General features: G+C 61.7%; 8 protein-coding genes. 2 read left to right on the top strand and 6 right to left on the bottom strand.

The annotated features are described in order from the left end of the window. Positions 1-5: 5 nt before the first annotated feature. The 5 genes from IRY30_RS03025 to IRY30_RS03005 form a co-directional block, all read right to left on the bottom strand. A complete protein-coding gene (locus IRY30_RS03025) occupies positions 6-3,575 on the bottom strand; it encodes a UvrD-helicase domain-containing protein (protein WP_194555904.1) in 3,570 nt (1,189 codons plus the stop codon). Continuing rightward, positions 3,572-7,033 carry an ATP-dependent DNA helicase gene (locus IRY30_RS03020; protein WP_194555903.1) on the bottom strand — a complete coding sequence of 1,154 codons (3,462 nt, stop codon included), beginning with the start codon at positions 7,031-7,033 and terminating at the stop codon, positions 3,572-3,574. Before IRY30_RS03020 ends, IRY30_RS03025 begins: the two co-directional genes overlap by 4 nt. 63 nt (positions 7,034-7,096) lie before the next feature. Beyond that, the gene (locus IRY30_RS03015) at positions 7,097-7,969 is read right to left on the bottom strand and encodes a TIGR02569 family protein (protein ID WP_194555902.1); all 873 of its coding nucleotides are present in this window, start codon (positions 7,967-7,969) and stop codon (positions 7,097-7,099) included. Next, positions 7,966-8,850 carry a DUF3152 domain-containing protein gene (locus tag IRY30_RS03010; RefSeq protein WP_309825394.1) on the bottom strand — a complete coding sequence of 295 codons (885 nt, stop codon included), beginning with the start codon at positions 8,848-8,850 and terminating at the stop codon, positions 7,966-7,968. The genes IRY30_RS03015 and IRY30_RS03010 overlap by 4 nt, the downstream gene beginning before the upstream one ends. A 269-nt stretch (positions 8,851-9,119) precedes the next feature. Then, entirely contained in the window at positions 9,120-9,347 is a 228-nt protein-coding gene (locus IRY30_RS03005; protein WP_194555901.1) for a DUF3107 domain-containing protein, read from the bottom strand. A gap of 86 nt (positions 9,348-9,433) precedes the next feature. Here IRY30_RS03005 and IRY30_RS03000 point away from each other — a divergent pair, with 86 nt between their 5' ends. Further along, entirely contained in the window at positions 9,434-10,783 is a 1,350-nt protein-coding gene (locus IRY30_RS03000) for a DEAD/DEAH box helicase (protein WP_309825397.1), read from the top strand. Then, entirely contained in the window at positions 10,780-12,054 is a 1,275-nt protein-coding gene (locus IRY30_RS02995) for an Rv3212 family protein (RefSeq protein WP_194555900.1), read from the top strand. The genes IRY30_RS03000 and IRY30_RS02995 overlap by 4 nt, the downstream gene beginning before the upstream one ends. Positions 12,055-12,058: 4 nt before the next feature. Here IRY30_RS02995 and IRY30_RS02990 read toward each other — a convergent pair whose 3' ends face one another. Next, complete coding sequence (locus tag IRY30_RS02990) at positions 12,059-12,535, bottom strand: hypothetical protein (protein WP_228502516.1); 477 nt, start codon at positions 12,533-12,535, stop codon at positions 12,059-12,061. Positions 12,536-12,571: the final 36 nt, after the last annotated feature.

Here is a 12,571-nt window from a genome sequence, read left to right as displayed (position 1 = left end):
AGTTCCTACTTTCCGCTCTGACTATTGTGCGACCCCGCTGCCGATAAAAGCTGGTCTGCTGTAGGAAGTGTACGCGGTTCCACGGTCTCGTTCGCCCGTACATAGTGGAAGGCAGCTCGCACTCCTTCGGGGCGCACATCCACTCCCAATTTCCGAGACAGTACTTTAGCCCATGCGAGGCGATACACGCCAAGCTGCATCTCTGCCGCTCGCATGTCCTCGCCAGTGGGTTTGCGCCCGGTTTTCCAGTCCACCACCAGCCATCCCTGAGTGGGATCAGTGCCCTCGTGGAACACTGCGTCGATTCGACCTTCGTACACGTGCCCTCCCAGCGTGACGGAATACGCGCCCTCCACGCTGTGCGGCTGCCGGTCTGCCCATTGGCTTTCCAGGAATTTTTCCTTCAGCTTCTCCAGCTCGGGATCGTTGAGCGTGGCATCGGAGGCTCCCGGCAACTGGTCCTCATCCAACAGGCTGAACTGCTGATAGCGCTGCTCGATCCAGTTGTGGAAGGCCGTGCCGCGCTTGGCGTAGGGCTTGGGCTCCAGCGGCACCGGCCGACGCCTACGCTTGGCGTATTCCTGCTCATCTCTGCGCAGCGCCACTGCTTCGGTGGCGGTGAGCCGAGTACCCAGCGGCACCCGCACTTCCGGGGCACCTTGGCGCTGGAACTCCTCGATCAACGCATCGGTCTCAATATCCCAGGCTGTCTTATTGTCCGACGCCACACCCGCCGCATCAGTCGCCCGAGCACTGCCGGTTGCGGTGGTCGTTGGGTCCGGGTCGGTGGCGGATAGCTCGCTCTTGGCCTGAGCTACCAATCGCTCACTGTCTTGGAAGCGGGAAGCAGTGCTGACCCGAGGCCAAAGGTTGTCCTCTGGCGCGGTGGCTTGGAGGAATTCTCCTGCATCGATCATGGCTGCCCAGGCTGCATCGCGTTCCTGGCGCTGAGCGTTCTCCTCCGGGGTGGGGGCTAGCAGCTCGTTTTCCCTGCTCAGTTCGCCCTTTTCTAGTCGCTGGTAGAAATCCTTTGAGTAGACTCTGCCCACCGGCGCGTTGTGAATTACTTCTTCCGGGCGGGCAGCCTGGAGGAGAAGCTTGAACACCACGGCGGGGTCCTCTGCCGTCCTCCGCGACGCGGAATATGCAGATCCACTGACAAGCAAGACACGCTCGGTGCGGGTGATAGCCACGTAGAAGACTCGATCGGACTCCTTTGATCCGTACTGGTTGAGTTCTTTCTTGAAGGCATCGACTGACTTCTTGTGATCAGCGCTGGTTCCCTCCTCCGGTGGTTCGAAGATGGGCAGGCTTTGTCCGGTGGTGGGATCCGGTTCTGAATCCCCGCGCAGCTCGGTGGGGATCCGTGAAGCATTGTGCGTCCAGGAGCTTTCAGACGAAGGCCGCGAGGCATCGGCAAAGTAGTTTCGGGTTGCACCAGGCACTGCCACGATGTCCCACTCCAAACCCTTTGATTTGTGCACGGTGAGAATCTGCACCGTGTTGAGTTTTTTCTGCACCTCTCCCGGCTCTAGGCCACCTTCTTCGGCATATGCAGCCCGCAAGTAATCCACCAAAGAGCGCGCACTGGCGTTTGGCAGATTGGAGAATTCGCGCACGATGTCCGCGAACTTATCCAGGTGGCTGGTGCCGATGGAGGTTTCCGGGTCACTGAACCAGCGGGTCATCACCTCAGTGCGAATACCCATCATCTTTTCGATGTCCGCCACCAGATCAGGAAGCGGCTTGGGCAGGCTGTGCCGACGCAACTGCCCCAGCTCTTGGGATAGCTCAGCGATGCGCTGCGCACCCTCGACACTCATGCCCGCCTCTTGTGCGTCATGGAAATCAGCCAGTGCATCAGCGAGTCCTACGGAAGTATCCGCGGGATCCGGGATGGTTGCTGCCAGAGCCTCGCGCAACGGCTGCGGAAGCTCTGCGGACACCGGATTACTGTCTTCGGCGAGCGCTCCCGCACCACGAGCTCCCCCTGCCAGCACCTGATTACGAAGCTGTTTGGCCCGGCGGGAAAGAATGGCGATATCCGCGGCACCCAGATTCATCCGGGGTCCGGTGAGCAAGCGCATGATGGCACCATCATCTTCCGGGTCCACCAGCACCCGGAGGGTGGAATAAACATCCGCTACTTCGGGCAGATCCAACAATCCTGGGCCGGCGGTCATTTCCGCGGGAACTCCGCGTTCCCGCAGCGCGTCGTAAATGGGCAGAGCCATCTTGTTGCGCGTGACCAGCACAGCTGCAGAGAACGGTCGTTTCTTATCACTGGCTTGGAATGCCTCCCAGCGTTTCTGCAGCTCATCGGCAAGCCAGGTGATCTCTTCGTCTTCTCGCTCGTAGAAGGCCAGCGAGATCTCCCCACGCGGGGCGTTTGGCCGGGGCTGTAGAGGAGAGACGGTGCGACCCGTATCCATTGACCAGGTGGCCACTTCATTGGCCAGTTCCAAAACTCCGGATGGGTTTCGCCAGGACGTGGTGAGCTCCAGCTTGTGCGCGGGAGCTTCCCCGTCCTGATTTCGCAATGGGAAGTCCGTGCGGAACTTCTCCAAGTTGGAGGCCGTGGCCCCGCGGAACATGTAAATGGATTGCATGGGATCACCCACGGCAGTCACGGATAGCTCCGGATCCGCCCCTTGACCGAACAGATTGCGCAGCATCACCCGCTGCGCATGGCCGGTGTCTTGGTATTCGTCCAGGAGCACCACCCGGAAGCGTCGACGCTGTTCTTCACCCACCCGAGGATGAGCCTCCACCAATTCCGCAGCTTTGGACATCTGCTGGCCAAAGGACATCACCTGCAGCTCTTCCATCCGCGCGCGAAACGCCTCCACCAGGGCAAGCAGGTCTAGACGCTCGGATTGCGCGTCGAAGAATTTCTGGTTTTCTCCGCTCCACTTGCCCCGGTTTTTCGGCAGTTCCTCGAGCCCCTGCTTGGCGAGCATGGTGGTGCTGCGCACGGCATCGAACGTGACCAGATGGTTATCCATCTCGTCAGAGAGTTGCTGCACGGCGCTCACCACGGCGTTGACCCGGCTCGAGGTATCCAGTTCTCCCTGCCAGTTCACCACCAGATCCCACGCGATCATCCAACGCTCCGCCTGGGTGATGAGTCGACTGCTGGGTTCCAACGGAAGGAGCAGCCCATATTCCCGCACGATTGTTCCTGCGTAGGAGTCATACGTAGACACCGCGGGTGAGATGTTTTTCAGTACTTCCCGGCGCGGGTCATCGGCATCCAGCTGGTCCATGAACGCGCTGCGCGCCAGAGTGTGCAAGCGCGTGCGGATACGAATGCCCAGCTCACTCGCGGCTTTCTTGGTGAACGTCAGGCCCAGGACCTGCTCCGGCAACACGTAGCCGTTGGCCACCAGCCACACCACGCGCGCGGCCATGGTTTCCGTCTTTCCGGCGCCCGCACCGGCTGTCACCAGCGTGGTCCCATGCGGATCCGCGCCAATGACGGCCGCCTGTTGCGCGGTGGGTGGATACGCCTGCCCCAGCAATTGGGATAGTTCCGTTGGGCTGAAGATGTGTCGTTGTGGGTCTAGCGTATTCATGAGACCAGCATCCTTCCGTTGGGCTGAGCTGGGCAGGAAGCGGCAAAGTCGCAGAATTCACAGTGCTTACCCGGGGTGGCGAGGAAACTCGGGCCAGCCGCCACTTCGGCCAGCTCCAGAAGATGCTGCGAATAACCTGCCATTTCTTCTTCTGACAGCGGATCCTGCTGCCGGGTTTCCGCAACATCTTTCTTCGTGCCGGGAAATACCAGTGCAGCACCGTTATTCCGCAGCCCCTCGGTGCGCATCACCATAAATTGGTACGCGGAAAGCTGCGGACTTCCGTTCGCATCTTTCGGAGTGGGAGGATTTTTCCCGGTCTTGAAGTCATAAACCACGGTGGTTCCATCGGGATCCGTGATCATGAGGTCAATGCGTCCGTTGAGCACCACGTGGGCGCCGTCGCTGAGCTCGCCCAGCGGGATTTCCAACATTTTTTCCGACGCCACCTCTGCACCCGATGCGCCTGGCAACCTCTCGGTAATGAAGCCATGCAGTTTGCTGATGCCCTCACGCCACCACTGGATGGTGTTGTTCCGGTGAAATTCCGGGCCATCCGCGATCAAGGGAAGGATCGACTCCCCGGCAAGGAGAGCATCCTCTTCGCTCAATCCACCGACGATAGCCTCGGCAATCGCGTGGATGGCATTTCCTACCCTTTGGGATTCGGAATCGGTTTCCACACCGCGGTGCCGGTCCAGAAACGCATTCAACGAGCATTTTTCCAAGTCGGCCAGCCGTGAAGGGCTGAGCCTGACATGCCCTTCCCTATCCAACAAACGCTCGGAACTGGAAGGGGTGCGCATCCCCCACCACTGGGATGGATCCGCGCCAAATACCTGGGCTTTCGCCAACTTGGCAAGGTTGCGCGCCGCTGCCTGTCGTTCCTGATGGGGTCGCTGGGGATCGCCCAGAGCATCGCGCAATTCTGCGATGAGAGGCTCGATAGCCATTACCCGGGGAATCGCCGGGATCTCCTCACCCGCAGAATGCTCGGCTTCGTCGCTGAGGGTCGCATCCATATCCAGTTCTAGTTCCAGCTCAGCTTCTAGTTCTCGAACTGCAGAGGATTCTTCCTCCGCGTCCGGAACGACGATCTCTTCGAGGAAGCGGGAAGGCGTGGTTCCTTCTTCTCCCGTGCTATCCACTGCCGTGATCACGCAGTATTCGCTGGCTCGGCTGAGTGCCACGAGGAAGAGTCGTCGCTCTTCCTGCACCGCGGGGCCGATGCGGGAGACGATGGTGTCCGGGGTGATCCCGCGGTCCAGGTAATCCACCAGCTCCAGCTGCCCGAACAAGCCACCGACCGTGGGGCCTGCCGGCCACAGGTCTTCTTGGACACCTGCCACCACCACGACCTTCCATTGGCGGCCAGCAGCTGCGTGAGCAGGAAGGATTTCCACGGCCTCAGCCTCACCGCCGCGGCGATCGCGAGTGGCGGTCGGCAATTCCTGAGCGCGTACTTCATCGACAAACGTGCGGAGGCTGGCTTGAGGATTGCGTTCCGCGAAGTCGCCAGCCAGGTCGAACAGGCTCATCACCGCATCGAGGTTCTGATCGGCCTGCGAGCCCACGGTTCCGCCACGAAGCGCGTGAGTCTGCAAGCGCGTGGATAAGCCGGTGGCCTGCCACACTCGCCACAGCACGGTTTCTACGGCATGTGGGTTCTCCGCAAACGCTTGCTTTCCAGCATTGATGACGGATTGCACGTCGTCGAGCACGCGATGCTCGATAGGGCCCATGAAACGGGTCCAGTCTTCCCGCTGTTGCGCGGTGGCGGTATCGCTGACCAGCGCGGCCACGCAATCGGCGGTCTGGAAAGGGAGACCATCGGTGCGCACGGGCAGGCCCTCACCATTCACGCGCAGATGCGCGATGGCTCGGCTCAGAGCCCTGTGCACCTTGCGCAACGTCACGGGATCCGCGCCACCCACTGCGGATTCCAAGAGCCACGTGGTTTCCGCTGGGGTGAGTTCTCGATAGGCGGCCTCCACTGCCAACAAGAGCATGGAGACCAGCGATTGTTCCGCTAGCACCACGGAGGTTGGGTCGACCATCACGGGGACTCCGTGGGAGAGCAAGACGCGCCTCATCCCGGAGATTTGCCCCACCCCGCGCACGATCACCGCAATGTCTTCCCAGGCCACTCCTTCTTCGAGGTGAGCTCTGCGCACCACGTCTGCGACGTGCAGTTTCTCGGCGGTCGCGGAACCAGCATTGATCACGCGCAGGCCATCGCGAGATGCGGGAGTAGATGCAGACACGCTCTCAGACGCGGTTGTATCCGTAGCGCTCGAGTCCGCGAATGCCCGCACGGGAATCCGCGAGGCATGGTGTGGCAAGTGGCTGCTCAGCCTCCGAATTGCGCGGGCTTGGCCTTCAGCGAGGCGTCGGGAAGCACTCAAGACGATGCGGTAATCCTCGCGCTGCGCATGGCGGTTCAAGAAGGCCTCGTCTGCGCCGCGGAAGTGGAAGACACACTGGTCCGGGTCGCCGGCGATCAACGCTCGCGTACCCGGTGCGATGAGTCGCTCGATGAACTGCGCTGCTGCAGGATCGAGGTTGTGCGCATCATCCACCAGAACCAGCTGCAGTTTCTCCCGCAGTTCGGTGACTACCCGCTGGCCGGCGGTGCTGGCATCCATCGCGTTGACCACTGTGTGCACGAGCTCGGAGGCGTTGAGGTTATCGCTTTCGCTCAAGCGCTGCAGCTGCTCATAGCGGCGGAGGAATTCTCCAGCGGCGGTCCACATGGGACGGGAGAATTGGGCACCCAGCTCCGCCAGTTGTTCCGCGCTTACTCCGCGTTCCGTGGCTCGCAGGATGAGATCACGCAATTGGCGGGCGAACCCCACGAATGTCAGCGCGGGAACCATGTCTGCGGGCCAGTTGTGCGCGCCATCTTCCACCTCGCCCTTGAGCAGGATGCGCAGCTGGGCATCGTGTTCCGCACCCGTGATGAGCCGCGGTGGATTTTCCCCCTCTTCCTGGCGGATGGAGCGGTACACGGCGAATGCCCATGAGTGCACGCTGCGGACGGGAGTGCCCGTGGCGGCATACTCGTCAATATCGCTCACCCGTTCGAATATCTCATTCTTGATGCGCGTTGCGGACTCCTTTGAGGGAGTAATAAACAGCACTTCTTCTGCGCTTCCTCCGGAAACCAGGAAGTCCACCGCGGCATCAATCAGCGCGCTGGTCTTCCCCGTGCCAGCTCCTCCCAGCACCACATAAGGATGTTGATATTCCAGCTCTTCTGCACCCTTGATCACCAGTTCAGCCAGGCCATCCCACTGGCGCCGACCACGGGTTTTCCGATTCTCCCGGTCCAGGATCACCTGCGGCTGGGCCGTTGCCCCGATGCGCTGATCTGGCGCATCCAAGCGAATTTCCGGCTGCTCACCCACCGGGGTCACCCGCCGTGGGTTGGGGCTATCTCCCGCACCATTGTTGTTCATGCATCTAGTGTCTCATTCCCCCAAGACAAAAGTGCGCAACCAACTTCCAAACCCAGGGTGGTCTCAGGCCTGCCGGGCGCGCTGGCTCGCGGCAACCACATCAGCCACGCGCGCCAGACCTCGCCACGCCTCGGGCCGGGAGTTCGGAAGCAACACGTGCAACACCACTCGGTACAGCGCGGCCCGCACCACGAGCTCTCGGAAATCCGGAAGGTGACTCCACCGTTCAATCAGAGCATCTGGCCCGTTGGCCCAGGCCATGGCGTCGACAATCAACAGGGCAACCGGCCACCCGGCGGGCCGCCACGCAGGCACCAGGTCGGTGAGGATCGGGTCTGCGGTGCCATCGAAAATCACGCAACCGAGCACATCGGCGTGCACCAGCTGGGAAGGCTCGGAAATCTCCCCGCGCAGTTCCGTGAGCTCAGCGGCCTTGGCCAGCGCCTGGGCCACATCGGCGCGTGGCACGGAATCCGCATCCAGCACGGTGGTCAGCCACACGGTGGGGTCTTCGGCGAAAGCAGCTTCCTCAGCGGCGGCGAAAATCTCGTTCTCATCCCACTGCCCGCTCAGTGGCGGAGAGTCCAACACTGCGGGCCGAGCCTCACCCCGCAAGGCCTCCCCGATGCGCAGCGCAGCGGTGGCCATTTCATCAAAACGTGGCGCCCTATGGCCGCTCAAGAAAGTGCGGGCGCGCCAACCGGACACGCTGAACCGGCCGTCAGAGGAAACGATCGGCCGGGACACGCTCACCCCAGCTGGACGGATCTTCGCGGTAGTCCGGGCAATCCACGCTGCTCGCGCGGGCTCATCGGAGCGGCTGATCACCGCCCGGTCACACCGCCAACCCTCGCTCCACACGGCGTCCAACTGCACGGGTTTGGCTGCTGGCACCTGGAAGCTAGTCAGGATGTGAGACGGGGGCTGGGTGCTCATGATTCTTCCCGGGTTCCATTCTCGGTTTCCGAACCCTGATTGGTCCGGCCGTTGGGATAAGGCCAAGGGTTAGGCAGGCACGTGGCATCTTCCCGGCCATAGTTCTCGTTCGGGTTGATCTCATGCAGCTCGCGGTTAATCACGCTGAGCGTCTGCTGCATCATCACTGGAGCCAGAGCACCGTTTTCATGGCACGCCTGGTGCGCGGCATAGCCAATGCCATGGCCCACCTCATGGTTGATGACGTACTGGCGGTAACCACCCAGATCACCGTTGAAAGGCTGCGCTCCGCGCACCCAACGGGAGTCGTTGAGCACCACGCGGTTGCCGATGGGCATGAAGCAGCTGGTTTCCAGGCGGTAGGTGAATCCACACACGTCATGGGTGGTTTCCGTGCTGCTCAGCTGAATGCGCAGGTCGGGTTCGGTGCCCGCAGGCAGATCGGATTCCTTCACATGCTCAAAGGAGATCGCCTTATCCGCGGTCCACGACTTCGGGTTCGTCAGCGTGGCATCGACCATCGCGGCAAATGCATCCGCGCCGCCCATTCCTGCTGGGTCGATGGTGTCTTCAATCTCCACCACGTACGTGTACTTGCTCTTGGCACCCTCGCCGGCCTTCGCGCCCGGAGAGCCCACGGTGGTGTAGTTGCCGGAACCACGTTCGGCGAACGCCCCGCCCGGAGGCAGCTCGCCGGTGCCAAGATTCTCCCCGCCCTGACCATCGGGGATCGGGCCATCTCCCCGATCCTCGCCGCCGCTGGAGTCAGAGGACTCCGCGGTATTATTCGCAGCATTATTTGAGGGATCCGCAGAATCGGACTTGGACGTGAACACGCTTAGCAAAACCAGCGTCGTGACCAGCAAGAAGATTGCTGCCACCGCGATTTTCCACCGTTGGAGCGCCGGGTTGTCATTGCCAGCGCGGTAGCGTCCGCTTTGGACACTTCCGTCCCGCCAACTCTCACGCCCATCCCGCCGATTCCCGCTCCGGCTCCCACTCCGATGACTACCGGAGCGGTGACTCCCGCCGTTTCCGCGCATGCCAGAGGCCTGCCGGGGAGGCGGAATATCCAGCCTCTCCCGGCGCGCGGGGCGCGAGGGGTCCCTCAAAGGATCATTCATAGGTACCTATTTTTCAGCGGCGGGGATCAGAGGAATCCGACAGTGCCCTTGGAGGAATTTCCGACCTCAACATAGGCCACGTGCTCGCGCAGAACCAGGTGGCGATCGCCCTTCGCGCTTTCCAGCTCCAGCACCTCGGTAGCATTCGTGCTTCCCAGGAATGCGCGGACGTCCTTCATCACATCTTCTTGATCTTGGCTGCTGATGATCTGCAGCTCGCGGGAGTTTTGGGTGAATCCGATCTTGATCTGCATTGCTTTGTAGCGTCCTAACTATTCTTCGCGACGTGCAGTAGTGTGACCATCATAACCGCACGGATTGACAGAGCACGGGAGAGGGCGTGAACACCACAGTGGCGCAGCTGGCACAGCCGGAACATTCCGGCAAGAATTTTACTGATTTAGGTGTCGCCGCTGAAATCGTGGATGCGCTCGCCCAACGCGGAATTACGCACGCTTTTGCCGTGCAGGAATACACCCTGCCCATCGCCCTCAAGGGTTCGGATTTCATTGGTCAGGCCCGCACGGGCATGGGTAAGACCTATGGCTTCGGGATCCCCTTGTTGGATCGGGTTTTTGACGACGCCGCCATCACCCCTCCGGACGGGTCAGTCCGAGCCCTGGTGGTAGTGCCGACCCGCGAGTTGTGCCTGCAGGTCACGGAGGATCTGCGGATCGCTGCGCAGTACCTGGAGATTGACGGGCGCAAGCTGGAGCTGCTGGCCATTTATGGCGGCGTTCCCTTTGAGGCCCAAACCGATGCGCTGAAGCGCGGAGCGGATCTGGTGATCGGCACCCCGGGTCGTTTGCTGGATCTGAACCGCCAGGGCCTGCTGGACCTATCCGGTGTGGAGATCGCGGTGCTCGATGAGGCCGATGAGATGCTGGATCAGGGGTTCCTGGAGGACGTGAAGAAGATTCTTTCGCAGACCTCCCCGCGGCGGCAGACCATGCTCTTTTCCGCCACCCTGCCGGGTCCTATCACCGCGCTGACCCGCGAGTTCATGAACAGCCCGGTCATGGTGCAGGCAGATAACGCCTCCGCGGATGCCACGCATGCCACCACCAAGCAGCTGGTGTTCCAATCGCACAAGATGGATCGCATGTCTGCGCTGGCGCGGATCCTGCAGACCCCGGGGCGGGGCCGCACCATCGTCTTTGCCCGCACCAAGCGGATGACCGCCACGGTGGCCGAGGATTTGGCATCACTGGGGTTCCGCGTGGGCGCGGTGCACGGCGATATGAAGCAGCCGGATCGCGAGACAGCATTGGACGCCTTCCGCACCGGAACAGTGGACGTCATCGTGGCTACCGACGTGGCCGCGCGCGGCATTGACATTGATGACGTCACCCATGTGATCAACTACCAGGTTCCCGATGATGAGCGCACCTATGTGCACCGCATTGGCCGCACGGGCCGGGCCGGGCACAGCGGCACCGCCGTGACCCTGCTGGGCTGGGACGAAGTGCTGCGTTGGAAAGTCATCGATGAAGCGCTGGGGCTGGGTCTACCCGATCCCCCGCAATGGTTTAGCTCCTCCCCCGAGTTCTTGGAAACTTTCCAGCTTCCCGCTGATGTGGAAGATCGCGTGGGCACGCCCCGCCGCGTTCAGTCCAACCGGATTCAGGTGAATCGCGCGGCCCCGAGCAGGTCTTCACAGAATCGGACGGGGAAAGCCCGCACTTCATGAAGCGTTTTCCCCCTCCCGAGCAGCGCTCGCGCACAGATATCCTCGTCACCGCTGGTTTGAGCGTAGCGGCACTGGCTCTCACCGCCGGCGTATGGCTGACTTCCCAGCAAAGCGTGGTGGATCACCAGGTGGCAGCGGATCCCCTGAGCCAGAGCAAGCCCGCTGCGGATTTCTCCAACCTAGAGGCCACGGATCTCCCCGGTTCCTTCGCGCAGTCGTGGACAGCACCCACCGATTCCACCCAACTCATTGCCGTGGAAGGCGGAACGGTGCAGGTCCAGGACACCCGGATCAGCATGCTCAATGCCGAAACGGGTGAAGAAGTGTGGCATTACGATCAGCAGCGGGAAATCTGCGCTGTCTCCCAGCCGAATAAATGGAAGTCCGTGGCGGTCACCTTCCGCGGGCCCAAAGGCTGCGGAGAGGTCATTTCTTTTGACATCACCAACGGGCAATACGCCTACACGCGCGATGCCCTCGCCTCAGAGCAGGTAGTGGGGTTCACCGGGGATAATCGCGCCGGAACCATTTCCCCGGAGCGGGTGGAAATCTGGCGCAGCGACCTGGTCCGCACAGTTGAGGTGGGCGCCCAAGAGGCACCGCACAAGCCGGATCAGCAGGAGCATCTGGAGTGCTCATTTACTTCTGCACTGGTCCACAACGAACTCCTGGCCACCGCCCAAACCTGTCCAGATCCCAGTAAGAAGTTGGTCCGCCTGCTCAAGGCAACCCCGGAGAATTCCACAATCCCGGAGAGCCGGCATGAGTTCAACGTGCCCGCAGGCGCGGAAATCGTGGCCGTGGGCACTGAACAGGCCGCCGTGTATATCCCGCCCACGGCAGGTAAACCCTCGCGGATGCAGATTCTCAACGCCTCCGGGGAGTTCCACACATACGACGTCCCAGAGATAAAGGGATTCCCGGAAACGGCGACGGTTGGCGTCGAAAAACAAATACACCAACCCCGCACGTACGTCAGCGATGAACTGCAAACGTGGTTCGATGGCCAGCGGCTCACCATTTTTAACTCGAAGGATCTGGCTAAACACGTGCGCGTGGAGGGCGCGATGGGCGTGGGGGCGATGTACGGCAATGCGCTGTTGGTGCCGGTCAAGGAGGGAATCGCGGTGGTGAATCCCAGGAACGGGCAGACCGAGCGCGTGATCACGGTGGATCGTGGCGGCTACGCGGGGCCGGTCACGGTTGGGGTGAGCAATGGCCACATCGTGGAACAGCGTGGCACGGAATTGGTGGGGCTGGCGGCAGCTTAAGGGGTTAGGACTGCTCGTAGCGGGTGGCAGCCCAGTGCACGGCAGCCGGGTTGAACAGCAAGAACAACCCCAGCGCAGCCATGAGCGCGGTGGGGAGTGCGAGCTCCAAGCGGCTGGAGGTGAACATGTAATAGCTCACGGGCAGCAGGCACAGCTGCAGCATCACCACGGGACCGCGCCCCCACTTGCGGCCGTTGTACAAGAACCAACCAGCCACCAGCACTGCCCCGAAAATCACCACGAACCATGCCGCGGTTCCGTACCCGGAAATCACGGCACCTGGATCGTGGAAGCCATTGGCCTCACGGAAAATCAGCAAGCCGGCGAACGCCAATCCAGCCAACCCCTGCAGCATGCCCAGCACCCCGGCGTAACGCACCACCGCGGGTGGGGTGGCGATCGATTCGGCAGGGGTGCCGGCAGATCGCGACCCAGGTAAAGCCGAGGATTGCGTGCGAGATTTGGGCTGTTGGCGATTCATAGTGTCCTAGTTTAACCCGCTGCTACTCTGGGCTTG

It is taken from the genome of Corynebacterium suicordis DSM 45110, assembly GCF_015351405.1.
In the GTDB taxonomy this organism is placed as follows: Bacteria; Actinomycetota; Actinomycetes; order Mycobacteriales; family Mycobacteriaceae; genus Corynebacterium; species Corynebacterium suicordis.
The sequence above is the reverse complement of the archived record's forward strand: the minus strand, read 5'-3'. Positions and strand labels throughout refer to the sequence as shown.

Excerpts from the sequence above, each read along its gene's own strand:
- IRY30_RS03025 (WP_194555904.1), bottom strand. The coding sequence starts at position 3,575 with ATGAATACGCTAGACCCACAACGACACATCTTCAGCCCAACGGAACTA.
- IRY30_RS03020 (WP_194555903.1), bottom strand. The coding sequence starts at position 7,033 with ATGAACAACAATGGTGCGGGAGATAGCCCCAACCCACGGCGGGTGACC.
- IRY30_RS03015 (WP_194555902.1), bottom strand. The coding sequence starts at position 7,969 with ATGAGCACCCAGCCCCCGTCTCACATCCTGACTAGCTTCCAGGTGCCA.
- IRY30_RS03005 (WP_194555901.1), bottom strand. The coding sequence starts at position 9,347 with ATGCAGATCAAGATCGGATTCACCCAAAACTCCCGCGAGCTGCAGATC.
- IRY30_RS02995 (WP_194555900.1), top strand. The coding sequence starts at position 10,780 with ATGAAGCGTTTTCCCCCTCCCGAGCAGCGCTCGCGCACAGATATCCTC.
- IRY30_RS02990 (WP_228502516.1), bottom strand. The coding sequence starts at position 12,535 with ATGAATCGCCAACAGCCCAAATCTCGCACGCAATCCTCGGCTTTACCT.